The 18,925-nt window shown below is 47.2% G+C and carries 16 protein-coding genes; 4 read left to right on the plus strand and 12 right to left on the minus strand.

All coding sequences use genetic code 11. From position 1 onward, the window contains the following. Positions 1–32 precede the first annotated feature (32 nt). Entirely contained in the window at positions 33–887 is an 855-nt protein-coding gene (locus KVT36_RS09695) for a 2OG-Fe(II) oxygenase (protein ID WP_254639925.1), read from the minus strand. Between the two features lie 175 nt (positions 888–1,062). Here KVT36_RS09695 and KVT36_RS09700 point away from each other — a divergent pair, with 175 nt between their 5' ends. Continuing rightward, entirely contained in the window at positions 1,063–2,403 is a 1,341-nt protein-coding gene (locus KVT36_RS09700; protein ID WP_217603299.1) for a hypothetical protein, read from the plus strand. Positions 2,404–2,414: 11 nt separating this feature from the next. Here KVT36_RS09700 and KVT36_RS09705 read toward each other — a convergent pair whose 3' ends face one another. The 5 genes from KVT36_RS09705 to KVT36_RS09725 form a co-directional block, all read right to left on the minus strand. Then, positions 2,415–3,665: a hypothetical protein gene (locus KVT36_RS09705; protein WP_217603300.1), complete on the minus strand. Its 1,251-nt coding sequence runs from the start codon at positions 3,663–3,665 to the stop codon at positions 2,415–2,417. 101 nt (positions 3,666–3,766) lie between these two features. Continuing rightward, on the minus strand, positions 3,767–6,142 hold the full coding sequence (locus KVT36_RS09710) for an ABC transporter permease (protein WP_217603301.1): 2,376 nt from the start codon (positions 6,140–6,142) through the stop codon (positions 3,767–3,769). Between the two features lie 219 nt (positions 6,143–6,361). Then, the gene (locus tag KVT36_RS09715) at positions 6,362–6,784 is read right to left on the minus strand and encodes a GNAT family N-acetyltransferase (protein ID WP_217603302.1); all 423 of its coding nucleotides are present in this window, start codon (positions 6,782–6,784) and stop codon (positions 6,362–6,364) included. 10 nt (positions 6,785–6,794) lie between these two features. Continuing rightward, the gene (locus tag KVT36_RS09720) at positions 6,795–7,235 is read right to left on the minus strand and encodes a carboxymuconolactone decarboxylase family protein (RefSeq protein ID WP_217603303.1); all 441 of its coding nucleotides are present in this window, start codon (positions 7,233–7,235) and stop codon (positions 6,795–6,797) included. Between the two features lie 21 nt (positions 7,236–7,256). Then, a complete protein-coding gene (locus KVT36_RS09725; protein WP_217603304.1) occupies positions 7,257–7,724 on the minus strand; it encodes a DoxX family protein in 468 nt (155 codons plus the stop codon). Between the two features lie 86 nt (positions 7,725–7,810). On the opposite strand from KVT36_RS09725, the gene KVT36_RS09730 reads away from it, so the two are divergent. From KVT36_RS09730 to KVT36_RS09740, 3 genes are all read left to right on the plus strand, one after another. Continuing rightward, on the plus strand, positions 7,811–9,277 hold the full coding sequence (locus tag KVT36_RS09730; protein WP_217603305.1) for a PLP-dependent aminotransferase family protein: 1,467 nt from the start codon (positions 7,811–7,813) through the stop codon (positions 9,275–9,277). A 34-nt stretch (positions 9,278–9,311) separates the two neighbouring features. Then, the gene (locus KVT36_RS09735) at positions 9,312–10,889 is read left to right on the plus strand and encodes a hypothetical protein (RefSeq protein ID WP_217603306.1); all 1,578 of its coding nucleotides are present in this window, start codon (positions 9,312–9,314) and stop codon (positions 10,887–10,889) included. A 117-nt stretch (positions 10,890–11,006) separates the two neighbouring features. Next, positions 11,007–11,756, plus strand: coding sequence for an SDR family NAD(P)-dependent oxidoreductase (locus KVT36_RS09740; protein ID WP_217603307.1), 750 nt, complete (start codon positions 11,007–11,009; stop codon positions 11,754–11,756). Positions 11,757–11,758: 2 nt separating this feature from the next. Here KVT36_RS09740 and KVT36_RS09745 read toward each other — a convergent pair whose 3' ends face one another. From KVT36_RS09745 to KVT36_RS09770, 6 genes are all read right to left on the minus strand, one after another. Then, complete coding sequence (locus tag KVT36_RS09745; RefSeq protein WP_217603308.1) at positions 11,759–12,589, minus strand: AraC family transcriptional regulator; 831 nt, start codon at positions 12,587–12,589, stop codon at positions 11,759–11,761. Between the two features lie 18 nt (positions 12,590–12,607). Then, positions 12,608–13,645, minus strand: a complete 1,038-nt coding sequence (locus KVT36_RS09750) for an aldehyde reductase (protein WP_217603309.1) — start codon at positions 13,643–13,645, stop codon at positions 12,608–12,610. Between the two features lie 90 nt (positions 13,646–13,735). After that, positions 13,736–16,405 (minus strand): ABC transporter permease, encoded by a 2,670-nt coding sequence (locus KVT36_RS09755; RefSeq protein WP_217603310.1) that lies wholly within the window; start codon positions 16,403–16,405, stop codon positions 13,736–13,738. Next, complete coding sequence (locus tag KVT36_RS09760; protein WP_217603311.1) at positions 16,402–16,740, minus strand: PadR family transcriptional regulator; 339 nt, start codon at positions 16,738–16,740, stop codon at positions 16,402–16,404. Before KVT36_RS09760 ends, KVT36_RS09755 begins: the two co-directional genes overlap by 4 nt. A 204-nt stretch (positions 16,741–16,944) precedes the next feature. Continuing rightward, positions 16,945–17,832: a hypothetical protein gene (locus KVT36_RS09765; protein WP_217603312.1), complete on the minus strand. Its 888-nt coding sequence runs from the start codon at positions 17,830–17,832 to the stop codon at positions 16,945–16,947. 4 nt (positions 17,833–17,836) lie between these two features. Further along, positions 17,837–18,805 (minus strand): glycosyltransferase family 2 protein, encoded by a 969-nt coding sequence (locus KVT36_RS09770; protein ID WP_217603313.1) that lies wholly within the window; start codon positions 18,803–18,805, stop codon positions 17,837–17,839. Positions 18,806–18,925 lie beyond the last annotated feature (120 nt).

Genomic DNA, 18,925 nt, shown 5'->3' on the forward strand with positions numbered 1-18,925 from the left:
GGCGACGAAGCAATGACGCGATTGATCATTAATTATTTTTTCCTCGAAAGGAACCGCAGTATGCTGCTCACTATCTTATCATTCGATCCCAGCCAGCCTTTGATCTCCGTGTACGTGGCTACCATGGCGTTATCCAGCTTTACCATGAATTTCTTTTTGCCTTCGCCGGGGCGGGCCATATAATGTGTAGCCCTGCGGAAAGGTTTGTCTTCCACAGAATAATAGTATAAGGCTATGGAACGGCGGAACTGATCTTCCGGGCAGGTCATAGGTTCCGGGTGGCCGTGGTAGGAATCTGCATCTGTATTAAAGATCACGCAGCGGTTAAAAACGGGCAGTACCTTTTTTTCGCAGGCCTTCATTTCCGTATCCCACAGCTCCAGCTTACCGCCCCACTCCTCCTGCCAGTCTTTATTCAGGTATACCAGCACATTTACCCGGCGCTGCCAGTTGCGGTGGTGCGGGTGCACAGTAAAATCCGCATGAATATTCAGGTAACCGCCCCGGCCGGACTGGTGAATGCCGCCGCCTTCCAGGTGATCATCCTTTTGCAGGTTATCAATGCCGGTAAGGGTGCTTAAGAACTGCAGGAACGCCGGTGAGTTCAGCTCATTAATAGTATGTTTGATGTTGGCCGGCAGCATATCCAGCTTATTCAGCCCTTTCTTTTTCTCGTTGTAATGTACATAGTTGATCCAGCCATCTGCTTTATTCAGCTCATTAAATTCCCTGATGCAGGCATCCAGCACAACCGGGTTCAGAAAATTTTCCAGCACTATATGCGGGTAAGGGCTGGCTTCCTGGTATTGTTTACCCAGGATGGGTAATTCACTGTTCCATTTTTGCAGATCTATTACTTCCTTAGAATCAATGTAAGTCGTTTGCAAGGTTCGAACATTTTAATTATATAACAAATATAGCCGCTGCGGCTATGCGGGCAAAAAAAGTTTAACCCCAAGATATAGAAAGAAATTATTAGGTGTAAGTTGTCTTTATGTTAAGAAAAACGCTGGTGCAAGCAATTGTGGTATAATAATTTCTGTTTTATTTTAAACCCCCGTTATGCGTAAAATATCTCTACTACTGCTGGGCTGGATGTTAGCATCATTTCCTGTTTTTGCCCAACATGAACATCATATGACGGATAGTGATACGAGTATGCAGGATATGCCTGGTATGCATGACGGCCCGCCTATGAGCCATGCCTTTTCCCTGCAGCTGCCCATGAACCGCAATGGGTCCGGTACAGGCTGGCTGCCGGATGCGTCGCCCATGTATGGTTATATGGTGCATAACGATAAGTGGATGTATATGATCCACGGCAATATTTTTCTCCGTTATACCAAACAAGACCTCACTAATAAAGGCAGCCGGGGCGGTGACCAGTTTGATGCGCCTAACTGGCTGATGTTAATGGCGCAAAGAAAAGTGGGTAAGAACGGCTTATTCCATTACGAGGTAATGCTGTCGCTGGACCGGATCACGGAAAACGGTAACGGCTACCCGCTGTTATTTCAGTCAGGTGAAAGCTGGCAGGGTAAAGCATTGGTAGACCGGCAGCACCCGCACGACCTGTTCTCCGGTTTATCCGTAGGGTATACGCAGGCATTATCCAAAAGGTCTGATGTGTTTATTTATGTGGGATACCCCGGCGAGCCTTCCATAGGTTCCGTAGCTTTTATGCACCGCCCTTCTTCCCTGAATGGGCCGGATGCGCCTATTACCCACCATTGGAATGATGGTACGCATATTACTTTTGGCGTAGTAACGATAGGTTACCGCTATGATAATTTTAAGCTGGAAGCCTCTTCCTTTAACGGCCGGGAGCCTAATGAAAACCGTTACAGCTTTGATAAACCGCGGTTTGATTCCTGGAGCGGGCGTTTCTCTTATAACCCTACTGCCAACTGGGCCTTACAAGTATCACATGCTTATGTAAAAAGCCCGGAAGCGCTGCACCCGGGTGAAAATGTGCACCGTACTACTGCATCGGCCATAACCAGCTATCCTTTAAATAAGCACAGCACTTTTAATGCTACTGCCTTATGGGGTTTAAACAAAAGTGAAGGGCATGGCGGTGAAAATGCTGTGCTGGCAGAAGCATCCATTAACTGCAAGCGGGCCGCCTTTTATATGCGTTATGAATGGGTACAGAAATCTGTTGAGGAATTAGATCTTGACAAAGGCATATACGGGGAGCATACTTTGTTCCCGGTGAATGAAATAGTTGCCGGAGTAAGCTACGACCTGCTGCATGTAAAACCGGTAAATGTGGCTGTTGGCGGTCAGTTCAGCATGTACCATGCAGATGAGCGCCTGAATAGCTTGTATGGTAAAAGCCCTTTGGCACTGGAAGTGTTCTTACGCATTTATCCGGCGAGGATGGTGATGGGGGGAATGTAAGCGGTTCTTTATTACTTCAATGAATCTACGAAGCTTTCAGGAGGAAAATGCCCCTGGCTGATAAGGTCTGTAAAGTTCTTTCTCCGGGTGTCGGCAAGACTAGCGCTCTTATCATCGCTTACAATGCTTTCAAAAATAATATCTTCCAGGCCGCCGAGCTTTTTCATGGGATGTTGTGGATCGCTTAGTGCTGTTTTCGCATTCTGGGTAGATACGATCTTATAGGCCAGCCTGCCGGGATATTTCTCCATTAAGGCTTTCAGCTTTATAGCCTCTTCTTTCATAAGTGCCGGGTTGTTGGCCTTATAAAGATTTTCGAGGTATAACTGTATTTCAAGTCCGGGATACTTGGATAACAACGTATCAAATATACCCTGACACTGTTTTGAGCAGGGCGATTTTGAAATATGCAGATACAGGACCACCTTTTTATTCGTTGCGAATGCATCTCCTAATCCGTGTGCATTCTGAGCTACCTGGTCTTCAAAAGCGGCAATCTGCTGCTCCTCTGCATGCATTTTCACTACGGGACCACCACCAAACTTTTCGCCGCTCTTTGAGCCTGCAAGTAAATGAGCGTTGCCTCCCTCAACAGCATAAGCGCCTATACTGTAGGTACCATTCCCCTCCACATGTGTATACTTGGTAACATTGTCGCCGCCATGAGAGAAGACCGGTGCATGTAACATCCCTTCTGCTACCGAAAACTCACGCGTTAACCTCATTTTTACCCGTCTGGGTACACCGGTAGCTTCTCCGGCAACCGGCTTGGGGTTATACTGTTTACGCTTTTTGCCGGTTATAGACCCCACCCGGGGTTTATATTCATAATTTTTACGAATAGCCTTAATATTTGTTCTTAACCAGTTTATAAGCGGGTCCACCAGGTTAGCTCCTTTGTTGCCCAGGGAAATAGCTTTGGTGCCGTTAAATGCATCTGTAAATATGCGCTGTAAATCAGCTTCACGGATATTCTCCAGGTCCAGCAGCTTTTCGTTAGCATAGGTCAGGAATTTTTTCTGAAATCCCTTTTTGGTAAGCGCCCTCATGCCATCGGCATTTTCGTTATCATTATCATCCACAACTTCGTGGGGATGATCAGCCCAATAAAAAACGCCTTGCACGGGCGCTATCCCGGGTTTAATATTATACAGCAGCTGACGGGGCATCACCGCTGGCTTTGATACTCCGCCCGGGGAAACATGATGTGCTGCAGCACGGTGCTGTTGGGGACTGGCAGTCACATGACGATATTGGGACATGGTGTCAGGATTATGGTTACTCAAGGTGCATTCTCATACTGAATATACAAAAAATTAGTGATGAAAACATTTTACAATCCCGGCGTATGGGCAGCATGTAGTTATTCTGTTTTCAGGCTTTGCACAGGATCCATGAGCGCGGCCTTAATGCTTTGATAGCTTACGGTTAAGATGGTAATAAGCAAAGCCCCGGCAGCTGCTGCAAAAAAGATCCACCATGAAAGATCTGCACGGTACTGGTAACGCTGCAGCCAGCTATGCATAAAATAATAAGCAAGCGGCGTTGCAATAAGCAGGGCTGCCAGCACAAGCATTACAAACTCCCTGGATAACAATCCCCATACATTCAATACAGAGGCGCCCAGTACTTTGCGTATGCCGATCTCTTTTGTGCATTGCTCCGCCATAAAAGATGCCATACCAAACAAACCCAGGCAGGAAATGAAAATGGCCAGGATGGAAAAGAAGGTTGTCAGCTTTCCCACACGCTCCTCCACATCAAATTTCCGGGCATATTCATCACTGGCAAACTTGTATTCAAAAGGCTGGCCGGGATTATATTGTTTGTATACCTGCTCAATTTTTTTCAGCGCATCAGCAGCATTGGCTGCGGGGTTTATTCTTATATTCAATACATTCACCTTCCAGGGGGCCATATAAAAAATAGTAGGTAACGCAGGATCAAACGGCGACTGCATGACCATATCTTTTGCTACGCCGATAATATGAAAAGTATAACCCATCCAGCGTACCGTTTCACCAACAGGGTTTTTAAATCCCATGAGCTTTGCGGCTGATTCGTTCACTACAAAAGCCAGCGCATCTGCCCCCTCGGGGCCTGTCTGGTAATCCCTGCCATCCACAAAATGCCAGCCAATTGTTTTCCCATATTCTTTGGATACGCCTACGGTTGCAAAACCCTGGTTATTACTGTTTACATCCCTGCCCTGCCAGTCGAAATTTGATTGTTCATTATTTGATTCCGTTACCGGTGCGGAAGATTCTGCGGCTTCGGTTACAGCGCCGGTCCTGATAAGGTCTTCCCGGAATGCGGCAAAATGCTGGTATATATCCGGGGTCAGGTTCTTTATGTTGATCAATCCATCCCGGCTATAACCAACCGGCCGGCTCCTGGCATACTGGATCTGGCGGAAAACAACAATGGTACCAATGATCAGTATAACAGATACTGCAAACTGCAGCACTACCAGCACCCTGCGCGGAACAGCGGCCAGGCGGCCGGCTTTGAAAGTACCCTTTAATACTTTAACCGGCTGAAAACCGGAAAGATAAAGGGCCGGGTAACTGCCTGCAATGATGCCTGAAATAAGGCTAAAACCGATCCCTGTTATCCAGAAAACCGGGTTGGCCCACAGGATGAACAATTTTTTTCCTGCTACCTCATTAAAGAAGGGTAGTAATAAAAATACCAGCAACAAAGAGAAAATAAATGAGATGAAAGCAACCAGCAATGATTCACTGAAGAATTGATAGATCAGCTGCGTGCGCAGTGATCCGATCGCTTTCCGTATGCCTACCTCCTTTGCGCGTTTTTCGCTGCGGGCAGTGCTCAGGATCATAAAATTAATGCAAGCCAGCAGCAATACAAAAAGGCCAATAATACCAAACAGCCAAACATACTGGATCCTTCCGCCTGTGTTCACACCATTCTTAAATTCTGAATATAAATGCCAGCGGCTCATGGGATGCAGGAAAATGGCGGGTTTAAACCTTTCTTCACTGTTATCCTTATTAAGTTTGGCATCCCTGATCTTTAGAGAGGCCTTATCCACGTCAACATTATCCGCCATCTGCACATAGATCTGCCACCCGTTATTGCCCCAGTTCTGAAGATTCTTTTCTAATTTTGGCATCAGCTTCCAGGGTACAATAAATAAAAGATTATTCAGGGTGGTATTACGCGGCAGGTCTTCGTAAATGCCGGTAACGGTGAGGCTTTGCTCATCATCAAATTTCAGCGTTTTGTTTATGGGGTCTGTATTGCCAAACAGCAGCGCTGCGGTGGATTGGGAAAGTAATATGGATGCAGGATCATTCAGGCTCTTCCCGGTGCCCTTCAGCATCTTTAATGCAAAAAGGTCCGGCGCGCCGGCCTCCATATAATTCCCGGTTTTTACGAATTTATTCTCCCCTGCTGCCAGGATATGGCTTTCCGTAACAGATGACATTACCACCCTTTTAAATTCACTTCCATAGGTCATCCGCAGCTCCTCCCCTAATGGTATGGGCACCTGCACCTGCGATCTTACTTCGTCATTGATCGTTTGGCTCTGCATTACCTGCGCAATGGTGTTATAGTGCTGATGGTATTTATCAAATGAGAGCTCATCCCAGATCCACAGGCCTATAAGCATTGTAATGGCCATACCGGCAGACAGCCCTGTGATGTTGATGAATGAATGCGCCTTGTTCCTGATCAGGTTACGCAGTGCGATCTTAAGATGATTTCTGAGCATTGTTTGGTATTAAATGGGGGGAATACCGGCGTGAGCACCAAAAAAATGCCAGAAAAGAATACCATTGTTTGTCAATGATTTATATGAAGGATAAGCGCTTGAAATGTCCGGTTATAGTACATGGCTGTCCGGTTTCAAAAAATTTCACCGGCACATGGAAAGCTGCCTTAAAATTTTACTTTTAAGACAGCTTTTGTATAGAACAGCGGAAGGAGAAAATTAAAATTTGAGCATAAAATGGTGGGCCGATAATTTATAACCTTTATTCAGGTACAAACGGTGCGCATCATTTAACTGGAACCCGCTATCCAGCACCACGCCTGTTTTATTGGTTTCCTTAGCCAATGCCTTTATATAATCCAGCAGCGCGCCTGCATGACCTTTACCACGGTATTCCGGCAGCGTGCACAGGTCATCCACATAAATAAAGCGGCCAAAAATCAGGTTATACAGGTTGCGGTAACCGGCAAAGGCAGCTACCTTATCTTTCTCTGTTATGTATAACATATGGTACCCTTCCTGCTGCATTTCCTTTACCTGCTGCAGGTAATGATCCTGGTTAAGATGAGGGCGCAGGGTTTGCACTACTTCCCAGCAGGCAATGATCTCTTTTTCGCTTTGTGCAAATTTTACCTGGTGCATATCCGGTGGTTTAAATTTGAGGGTGCATATTCAGGGATACGCCGATGCGGTTCCATGCATTGATGGTAATAACCGCCATGATGATCTCCGCGGTTTTTGCTTCGCCAAACGCAGCCATTGACTTATTGTACAGCTCATCGCTTAAGCCATGATTGTGAATGAGGGTTATTTCTTCAGTGATTTCCAGCACCAGCTGCTCCTGTTCGTCAAACACGTTGGTAGCTTCGCGCCAAACACCTACCAGGTATAGCTTTTGCGGATTCTCGCCCAGCTTCAGCGCTTCTTTGGTATGGGCGTTTACGCAATAGGCGCAGCCATTGATCTGGGAGGCCCTTATTTTAATGAGCTCGTAGTGATTTTTATTAATGCTGCTCTGCTCCATGAATTTGTCCAGTGCATGCATAGCAGTGTATGCAGCGGGTTGCACTTTTCCCATTAAGAATCTTGACATCGTCTTACTGTTTTAATTTTATCAGATATTGTTGGTTTGATACGTTGTTTTTTCCCGGCTGCGCATTGCATCCAGGCTCCACTTATACGCCGGTAAGCAGGCCAGCAGCAAGCTGGCAGCGCTGGCGGTGAACACGGAATAGTTAAGCGGCGACTGTATGCCAAAGGCCTGGGTCATACCCAGCGCAAAGGTGAAGAGTAATACCCCGCTGCCAATGGCGGCCCAGCGGGTCCATAAGCCCATGATGAGCAAGGCGCCAAAAATAATTTCTGCAGCGGAAGCTATAGCGGCAAATACTTCAGCCAGCTTAGAGGGTAAAAAGGACAGCAGCTGGCCGGCGTATTGCATGAAATGGCTCCAGTCGCCCCAGCTGATGCGGGCGCCGCCCGGCGGGCCCCATACGCCAAAGCGATCCAGCCCGGCTACCAGGTAACTGGCGCCTATGGCTAAACGAAGATAGAGCTGTACGTATGTGTAATTGCTTTTCATATACTGCTTTTTGAAATCGACCTTACAAAAGTATCACCTCGTTGGGCTATCTTTATAGTCCAGGTATAATAAACCAGGTAGTCCAGATGCTCCCATTCTCCACCCTGCTTCCTATTAATAAAGAATCGGCTATGCCGGTGTATCAGCAAATTGCCAATGGCCTGGTAGGCCTGATCCGCGAGGGGGTTATTAAACCCGGCGCAGCGCTGCCCGGCAGCCGGGAAATGGCCCTGCTGCTGCAGGTGCACCGTAAAACTATTATTGCCGCCTACCAGGAGCTGTTTACGCAGGACTGGATAGAGACCATTCCCCGCAAGGGCGTGATCGTATCCCAGCGCCTGCCGGAAATAAAACCGCGCACCTTTAAAGCAACGGCTAAAATACCTGCCTATGCGGGTAATACCGGTTTCACCTTTAACAAGATAGGCGCCTACCCAGCAACTGCCGGGCGCTCCGGCGAGCACCGCCTGGTTATCAATGATGGTTTCCCGGACCACCGTATAGGGCCTATAGACCTGCTGATGCGGGAATACCGGAGCCTGTTCCACAGCCCGGGAATAAAACGTTATGCCACCTATGGCAACATGGCCGGCCCGGTAAGCCTGCGTAATGAGCTGACCCAGTTCTTAACAGAAACACGGGGACTGAACATTGGCCCTAATAATGTTTTGCTTACCCATGGCGCACAAATGGCTATTTATGTTGCTGCCAGGCTGATACTGAAACCCGGGTCCACGGTGCTGGTGGGACAGCCTAATTATTTTATGGCGGATATGATCTTCCAGCAATTCGGGGCTAAGCTGGTACGTATACCGCTGGATGAGAACGGGATGGATATTGATGTTATTGCCCGTATCTGCAAACAGAAAAAACCGGACCTGCTGTATATTATACCACACCACCACCACCCTACTACGGTAACCTTAAGCGCAGAGCGGCGTATGAAGCTGCTGGAGCTGATACGCCAGTACCAGCTGCCGGTGATTGAAGATGATTACGATTATGATTACCATTACAGCGGCAGCCCTATACTGCCCCTGGCCAGCGCTGACCATGACGGTAACGTGATATACATAGGCTCCCTTACCAAAACGCTGGCTACGTTCATACGTGCGGGTTATATGGTAGCGCCGGAGAATTTTATCACCGAAGCTGCACTGATGAGAAGGATGATCGATATACGCGGCGATAACCTGCTGGACGAGGCCCTGGCCCTGCTGTTCAAAAACGGGGATATGCAGCGGCACCTGAAAAAATCCGTAAAGCTTTACCATGAGCGGCGCGACTACCTGTGCAAGCTGCTGCAGCAGGAGCTGCCGGATGTAGTTACCTTTCAGCAGCCGGCCGGTGGCATGGCCGTATGGGCGCAGTTCCAGAAAAAATATCCTTTACCGGCCATTGCGGCCCGCGCATCGGCCCAAGGGCTGTTTATGAGCGACGGCAGCGCGTACAGCTATGGTACGGTGAACCACAATGCGCTGCGCATGGGCTTTGCATCGCTGAATGAAAAGGAATTGAGCGAGGTGGTGGAGATATTGAAGAAGGTGGTGTAAAAATAAAAAGATTAAATTAGTAGCAGCAAACGCTATGAAAACATTCATCCCTCAAATACAGCCTAAGCCCAGCCGCGTTATTGACCCATCAGTAAATGGCGCAAGCAGGCCCGCAGTACCGGTTTCCTTTACGGCTCCTGTTGTGCAAACGGTAACATCCCCCTTACGCCAGGTAAAACCCTTTCATGCAAACCCACCCGCAAATGCGCCGGTACAACGTACTATATCGGAGGCCAGGGATTGGGTTAAGGTTAACAGTGATAAATCAGGTTACCCTACCGGTTGGAATGTTATGCCCCGCGCCGCCGAAATAAAAGCTTATATAAAAGATAAAAAAGATGGCTGGCAGGATCTGGAAGCAGAGCTGGATGGTCCTAAACGGAAGAAGACCGCGCCTAAAAAAACTACCGGCGCTACCACCACAACCGGCGGCCCTAGCGCTGCTGCTATAAACTGGCAGATCCGGAAACAAAAGCTGGATGATAGTGTAGATATTGCCAATGATAAAATACAAAAGGCCAGCGGCGCCCTGCAGGCTTTCTTTGAAAAGCTGACCTCTTTACCGGCCAACATCCGGGTAAAGATCAGCGGGCTGGCAAATTCAGTAGGCGTAAAGCTGAACGAGGAACATTCCAGGCTGGCATTTTTCAGCACCTCCCTGCTTGAATACACAAAACAAGAGCTCAGTACCAATAAACGCACACCGGAAATACAAACCGCTATTGTAGAAGACCAGAACACCAAGGGATTAAGCGTGCATATTTCCGGGAATAACAGCAGTGCCAATCAATTGCTGCAGCAACAATTAGGTAAAAAAACACTGGAAAAGGGTTATAAAGACACCATAAGGCCTTTTCATATTAAACGGAAAGCCGCCACGCTGGAACAAACTGTTAAGAAAAAGAGAACAGACGATGTAAAACGGCTGAAGTTAGACACCAAACATACGATAAGGGACTATAAAAAAGTCAAGAAGAAAGACGAGTTTGTTTTAAGGGACGGAAGCGGCATCCCCATTTCGGAGCAGGAATTAAGAGAAAACCTGGCAAAAGCCCTGGCCGTTTCCGTACATAAGGAAACCAAGACCGGTTCGCAAAACCGCCAGCGAAAAGGCGCCCGGCACTTTGTAAAAAAACAGCGTAACCAAAAGCTAAAAAATGTACAAGTGAAGGTGCCTGCAAATAACAAGGATATACATGCAGAATCAGCCATCCTGGAAAGCTTAAAGAACCAGGCAGACCAGATAATAGTGGCGGTTGGCGGCACCAAAGTGGCCTGTACTGCCTGCCAGGCCTATTATACAAAATTAAAGCAGGAAGCATTATTGGGCGATAATACCAGCTTTGCCTGGTTATCTGAATCTTCCATTACCCAGCTGGGTTTTGATGCAGATAAAGTAACAGAATACCTGCTGGAAATTAAAACCATACTGGATAGCCGTATCAATGATCTGCGGTTCTATGAAGGCAAGTCCGGTACCTTTAATGATGACGACATGACGCTGGAAACTGACCTCGATACTGATTCTGAAGATGAAGCAGCCATGGAGGAAGTAAGCACCACTACCAGTTTGATTGAGGTGGTTGATGAAGTAATGAAGGAGCTGTTCTAACGATCTTTGCACATTACTTCATCAGGATTGAAATATGCCGGATATAATTAAAAGAACAGGCAATGGAAATAACAAGAATAGTTACAGATGAGCAGTATAAGGGCAAAACCTCCTGACATGGCAAGGATCTTTATCACCGGCTCAGCAGACGGGCTGGGGCATTTGGCAGCAAAATCATTGATCGATCTGGGGCACCAGGTAGTGCTGCATGCACGCAATGCAGAGCGGGGAAAACAGGCATTAGAAAAAGTACCGGGTGCAGAAGATGTGTTAATTGCAGACCTTTCCAGTATAGCGGAAACCAGGGCACTGGCTGCAAACGCCAATGCTTCAGGCGCCTTTGATGTAGTGATCCACAATGCCGGCGTGTACCGGGTATCCGGGAAAAGCGCTGATGGCTGGCCGTTAATATTTGCGGTGAACAGTCTTGCGCCTTATATACTCACCTGTTTGATGCATAAACCGGAACGGCTTATTTACCTGAGCTCCGGCATGCATTTACATGGTAATCCAAACGTAGATGATCTTTCAGCGGACACACCTATTACTTACTCCGATACCAAGCTGCATGACTTAATGTTGTCTATGGCGGTAACCCGTAAATGGGCCGGCGTATACTCAAATGCAGTTGATCCCGGCTGGGTACCAACAAAGATGGGCGGTGCAGGCGCACCGGACAATCTTAAAGAAGGTTTTGCCACACAGGTTTGGCTGGCCGTGAGTAATGATGCGGAAGCCACTGTAAGCGGTGAGTATTTCCATCATAAAAAACAGGCGCATTACCTGGCAGCTGCTAAGGATGCGGCTTTGCAGGAGAAGTTCCTTTCCGTTTGTGAAGGAATTACCGGGGTAAGGTTTGGTGATTGACATTACGCCTGAGGCCCGGCCAATTCATACTGCTGCACTTGTCCTGGATTATATCCAAAATGCTTTTTAAAGGCAAAGGAGAAATGCGACAGGTTTTCAAAGCCGGCATCGATAAATATTTCGGTAGGTTTCCGTTTGTTAACAGCAATCTGGTAATGAGCGTGCTCCAGGCGCTTACGGGTAAGCCAGCGGCGGGGCGTGGTTTTGAACACCTTTTCAAAATCTTTTTTAAAAGTGCTAAGACTGCGCCCACTGAGGTAGGCAAGCTTTTCGAGCGGGAGATTGTACAGGAAATGCTGTTCCATAAAATCGGCCAGGTTTACCTTACCCGGTTCATGAAAAGCGCTGAGCAGCCTTTGTACATGCGGGTTACAGGTATCCAGCACAGTAAGGCATTCAGCGATCTTAATTTCCGCCAGCTCAGGCGGCAATTCATCCCGCATCCCAAAATAAGGCAGCAGTGAGCTAAACAGGCTTTCCAGCAATGGGTGTTTTTCTAAGGCCAGATGCCCCTTCCATTTGCCTTCGGCAGGATTTTCCGTTCGTGCAGCATAAAACTTTTTGAGTAAGGCTTCCGGGAACAGGATGGACAGCGAACGGAAAGGAATATCATCTGCAGGCAGCTTGACCAGCCGGCCCAGCTGGTTGCGCGGGATGAGCAAAGTGGTTCCCCGGGTAAAACGATGTACCTGGTCGGCATACGACAACTCCAGCGTTCCGGCAAAAACATAAACCAATGCATGCTGATCAAGGATCAGCTCCCGGCTGTAATGCTTTTCCCTTTTACAGGATACAAAGATCCGCCCCTTTACATTTGCGCCTGTTTGTTCCATAACATAAAGCTAACAAATTCACTTCAGCAAGCCCAGTCTGATCAAACTTTCAGCAGTTGCGGTCACTGCTTCCCGATTGCTTCGCGGATGCCAGTTCAGCAAAAGGGTAGCTTTCTTGTGGCTGGCCTCTTTTACCATACCCAGCAGCGGAACAACGAGCTTTACCTTTGGGTTAAAAAGCGCGGTGAGCCGCATAAGCCAGCTGGGAATTTCCTTGCGGGGAACTTTTATTGCCTTATCGCCAAATGCGCTATGCAATATATTTGCGATGTCCAGCATAGAGATCGCTTCACCGGCTACGGCAAGAAAACGCTCACCGCCAGCCGCTGGATCAACCATTGCTTTTACGTGCAGATCCGCCACATCCCGTACATCAACATAACCAAAACGTATCCTGGGCAAACCTTTTAAGCGCCCTCTGAGCATCTGACAGATCATTTGTATTGAATGAGAATAATCCGCGCCCAACACCGGCCCTAATACGCCCACGGGGTTCACTACAGCCAGTTCCAGGCCTTTGCCTTCACCGTTCACATAATCCCATGCCGCTTTTTCCGACAGGGTTTTGGATTTCTGGTATGCCGGTACATCCTGGCTAAGGTCAGACCAATCTTCTTCAGTATAAGGTGTTTTTTTATTGGTTCCCATACCAACAGCGCCAAACGCAGAAGTTAGCACCACCCGTTGTACACCGGCGGCTTTTGCGGCACGCAGCACAAACAGTACGCCATTAACCGCAGGCAAAATAAATTCGTCCTCATGCTTTGCGTTAAAGTTGGGTGTAGGCGAAGCGGGATGGATAACATAAGTACAGCCTTGTGCTGCTTCTTTCCATCTGTTTTCCTGCGACAGATCTGCTTCAACAAAAGACAGGTTATCAAAATTGGATATGCCGCCAGTACTCAGCATTTGCTTTACATCAGGTATACGGTTAAGCGACCGCAGGCTGGCCTTCACTTTATAACCCTTATTCAACAAAGCTATTATACAATAGCTGGCAATGAACCCCGAACCACCGGTTACCAGCACCCTTTTGCCATTACTTGTAATCTCCATTTTTTTTATGCAAAAGTAAATACCCGGAAGTTCCGGGGTTTTGTTCAAACGTTGTATTTACTTTGTTGAAAAGGTTATTATTGCCGTCCGCTATTCACTGCGTAAACTTTTCATAGGATCCATTAACGCAGCTTTGATACTTTGAAAACTTACTGTCAGCAAAGCAATCCCAATTGCCAGCAATCCTGCCAGCGCAAAGATCCACCAGTCAATGGTAACCCTATAGGCAAATCCCTTCAGCCATTGATCCATGCCCCACCAGGCAATAGGCGTAGCCAGCACCAGCGCTATCAGAATAAGTTTGAGAAAGTCTTTGGAGAGTAAGGCCACCACACTGCTACCGGAGGCACCCAGCACTTTGTGCACGCCACTCTCTTTGGTGCGTGGTGCGGCAGTGTAGGTAGCCAATCCGAATAATCCTAAACAGGCAATGAAGATGGTAAGGCTTGAGAACAGGGTTAATACCTGTTCTATTTTTTGCTCGCTGAGATAAACCTGCGCAAAGCGGTCATCTAAGAACGAATAGGAAAAAGGAGCTGCGGGCGAAAATGATTCCCACTGCTGCTTCAATGAAGCGAGGAGCTGCGGCAGCTTATCCGTATGGGTTTTAACCAGGATATTGCCGGAGTTCCTGCCCAGGAACATGACTAATGGCCCGATCTTCTGCCGCAGGGATTCAAAATGAAAGTCGCTTACAACACCAATAACCCGGTAATATGTTTTTACCCCATTATCATCAATATTGCCGACCAGCTCTCTTCCTATAGGATCCTTTTGCCAGCCTAAGGCCCGTACAGCCGTTTCGTTCAGAATAACAGCAAAGGAATCGGTAGAAAAACTTTTTGAAAAATTACGCCCCTGTACCACATGCATTCCCAATGTAGGAACATACGCATCATCCACATAATAGAACCGGCTCATGACACCTTTATCAGGGTTTTCTTTCGCCATTACAGTGGTGTTGTCATTATTTGTTTTTCCAACAGGTACCTGCCCTGAAATACTTCCCGTGATAACTTGCGGAGATTGAATGATCCGGTCGCGGAATACAGATTCGTTATTGCGCAGCATATGCGTATCATGAATAACCAGCACCTGTTCACGGTTAAAACCAAGACTCTGCGTCCGCATGTAACGCAATTGCCGGTCGGCCGTAACAGTGGCAATAATCATTGAAATGGTGATAAAAAATTGAAACACTACCAAACCGCTTCGCAGGTTAAAGCTTCCGCGTCCGGTTGTAACCCGCCCTTTCAATACTGCAACCGGCTTAAAGGAAGCCAGGTAAAAAGCAGGGTAACTACCTGCCAGCAGCCCCACCAGCACAGCTCCCGCTACCAGGCCAACCGCTACAAATGGATTGATCAATAAGCTCATTGTAAGGGCCTTGCCTGTGAGCTGATTAAAGAAGGGCAAACCCAGGCCTACCATCAGCAATCCAACTACCAGCGCCGCTATTGCCAGCAGCACCGATTCCATCAGGAACTGCAGCTGCAATTGCCCTTTTACAGAGCCCAGCACCTTACGCACACCTACCTCACGGGAACGCCGTACAGCCGTGGCCGTAGACAGGTTCATAAAGTTCACACAGGCTATTATCAACATAAAAAAAGCAATGGCCGTAAGCACGTATACGTATAGAATGTTACCTCCCGGGCTTAGCTCTGTTCCTCCGAAGGGGGAATACAAATGAATACTGGTCAGCGGCTGTAGAAATATCCCGAAATCATCCCCCTTCTCACGAAACTGTTTCAGGCTGATTGACAGGAACTGCTGCAATTCAACACCCACCTCTTTTTCAGCGAGCCGGGAGATCTTAGCTTCCAATTGTTTGTAATCGTATTTCTCCGGCAGCAGCAGGTAGGTATAATAGTTCATGTTATAAAGCCATCCCATATGCCGCTCTTTATAAGTGGCTAACGAAGCCAGCATGTTGAAGTGGAAATGGGAGTTCACCGGTAGATCCCTGACCACGCCCGTAATCCTGTAGGGCGTTTTATCACTTCCAAATAACAAGACTTTCCCGGTTGCCTCCTGGTTGCCGAAGTATTTCCGGGCGGTTTCCTCCGTCACTACCAGGGTGTTTGGCTCGGTCAGCGCCCGCTTTGGATCTCCTTCCAGGAACGGAATGGTGAATACATCAAAAAAGGCTGAGTCGGCATACAGCAGATGATCTTCTTTAAATGAGGTTGTTCCATAACTAACAAACTCACCGCTCTGATTCTGTATATGCGTTACTTTTAATACTTCCGGAAATTCCTGCTGCAAGTCCCCGGCAGCACTCGAACCTAAGACTGGTCCGCTGGCATCCTCACCGTTTAACCGCAACTTGAGTGCAACCCGGAAGATCCGGTCAGCTTTCTCGTTATAGCGGTCGTAGGATAATTCATCCTGCACATACAGCAGGATCAGTATGCAGGTAGCCAGCCCGATGGCTAAACCAACTATATTAATGCTGGTTGAAATTTTTTGCCGCTTCAGCGTCCGAAACGCGATCTTTAAATAATTCCGTATCATGATGGAGTTTAAGCTAGAGGTATAGTGTTGTTGTTTATTTGTTTTTCTTCTGCGCACAAAGGGCGGCAGCACGGATACTACGCTCAGCAGGTAACGCAGTGTGGCCCTGGTTTTGCCCGAACTATTATACCAGTGCGTATAGAGCTCATGCAGATCACCTTCTACTTCCTCCAATGTATTGTCAGGATGCAGCTTGGTTAGCAGCCAGTGGGCCCAGCGGGGTGGTTGAACAGGTGATCTCATATGCCACCAAGCCGGAAAGTGTGAGGCGGCAATAACTGCCAGAGGTTTTGACGAAGCTGCTGAATTTCCTGAAGCGCCCCGCTTCCCAGCGCCGTAATGCGGAACAGCCGTTTACGCCGCCCGCCGCGTTCGGCCGTGGCTCCGCCCAGTTCTGATTGCACAAACCCTTTCTCTTCCAAACGGATCAGGGTGTTATGAACTGTGCCGAATGTAACAATACGTCCCGTATGCTCTTCCAGCGCCTGGCTTACTGTAACGCCGTAGCCCTCTCCGTCCAGGATGGCCACCATCAGTAAAACCACTTCTTCAAATTCACCCAAATAGGTTCTGCGCATAAGTTCAGGTTATTAGTTTCTATTTTGTCGAACAAATGAGGTGCCAACTAATGAAACAGGCCGTTCCTGGCTGGGAACGGCCTTTATGATAAATCAAGCAGTTAATAATTGTCCGCAAATGGACATTATTTGTTCAGCAGCGGACAATATTGACTGAACAATTTATGCAGTGAATAACAATACAAAACTAAAAAACTAATTATTTCACAATGAAAGCGCAGTATCTATTACTTTTTTCGCTACAGCTTTGGTAGTAAGATGATCCAGCGTATGCTGGTACAGCTGGTCCATCACTTCCTGATAACGGTCTGCATTAAACTGTTTGGAATGCAGCAGCAGCATTCCCTGCTTTATCAGCTCCTTTGGAAAATTGTGCATCGTATTGGCCGGACAGGCTTCCAGCCCGGGGAAATAAGGTAAACAATAATTCCCTAGTATCTCGTAATGGCGCATACAATCCCAACCTGCTTTTTTGGTGGTCAGCCCGTAATAGGCTTTGTAATAATCGTCATAATAAAGCTGCTCGTCGTTGAAGATATAGGTATCTTTCACACCCGGTATAATGGTGCCGAATAGCTGCTCTTTAGCCATAGCTGGCGCGGCATGCATCTTCTGCTCCGGGATGCTGAAAGAGATGGGAAAAACATTTTTCACACTGTCCGTCAGCTCTCTTTTAAAATAAGGATACTTTTTATAAAGTGGTAAAATGCTGGTTTCATCTATGCCATCTACCAGTAATATTTTATTGGCAGGATATTTTTTCGATACCAGCCTGAAATAATTGTCACACCTGTTAATAGCACCATAGATAACCAGGTCGTAGTACCTGTTCTTTATTTTCTGTTCAATATCCGTCCGGTCAATTTTATTCTCCCCTATCAACCAGAATGCAGAGAACCCTCCCCATATTGTTTTAGGGTCTACCTTATCCTGCTGGTCTTTATATAAAGAGATGATCTGTGTGCTGTCTGTTACATCATCGCCCAATAATTCATATAGCCCGTAAAAAAGAAGGTCGTTCAGATAATCGCTGATAAATCCGTAACTGGCTTTGAATATTTTCCGGTGATCTGTAACATATAGTATCTTCATTGCATTAAAAACGTTTATCCTTCCGATGTTTAAATTTCATGCGGGTACCTTTCCACCAGGCATCCAGGCGCAGCAGAACGGGCTGCAGGTGAGTAGTTTTTCTGTTATAAAAGCAGGTATCCAAAGTGTCGCCCAGCGGCCCTTTATATCTATTCCTGGTAAAATAGTATTGCCGGTGTTGCTTTTTAAAAGCTTTCCAGTATACGCTCCGGGGAATTAATTTTTGATCATAGCTGCGGGTAAGTATCCTGGCTGCTTCCAGGTAATTCTGGCCGGTTTTAACAGCGCGGGTGGTTACATCGCCACTATGGTTCCTGAAATAATTCAATGTACGGCCGCTGATAAAAACATCCCCCATTTTACACAGTTCAATCCAAAAGTACCAGTCCCCGCTGAATTTAAACTCCAGGAACGCTTCGTCCACGGCAAAAAACAGCGCTCTTCTGAAAAGCGCCATGCTGGCATTAAAAATGGAACATTGGGTAGAAAGGTATTTGATTATAAATTCCCGGCCGCTGATGGTATCCTCCAACTGTTTATAAAACGACTGCCACATGATATTATCATGCATATCAATCACAATGGACTGGCAGTATGCAATAGTACAATGGTCGTGCTTTTCAAGGCCGGCTACCAGGTGCTGTAAAAGGGAGGCTTCACAGTAATCGTCACTTTCCGCCATCCAGATATACTTTCCGGCGGCGGCTTCCACCCCTTTTTTCCACTGACGGAACACACTGCCGCCATTCACTTCGTTATAAATGATCTTTTTAACTTTAGGATGATCCCTGTACCGTTCAATAATTTCACGGCTGTTATCTGTAGAACAGTCATCCAGGATAATTACTTCAAAGTCGCTGAAACTTTGGTTCAATACGGATGTTATCCTCTCCTCCAGATAAGCAGCATGGTTATAGTTAGGAATAATCACAGAAACAAGCGGAGCATTGGCATCCGGCTTTATACTCTTCATCAAAGCAGTAGTTTAAAACAGTAAAATTAACGTACTTAATACCTCCTTCGCCCTATCCCGCTTACCCCTCGCTGCGCCTTACAATGCGGGAGCAGGGCCTTGCAATGACGCGAAAGAGGC

Source organism: Chitinophaga sp. GbtcB8, assembly GCF_019091455.1.
Lineage (GTDB): Bacteria > Bacteroidota > Bacteroidia > Chitinophagales > Chitinophagaceae > Chitinophaga.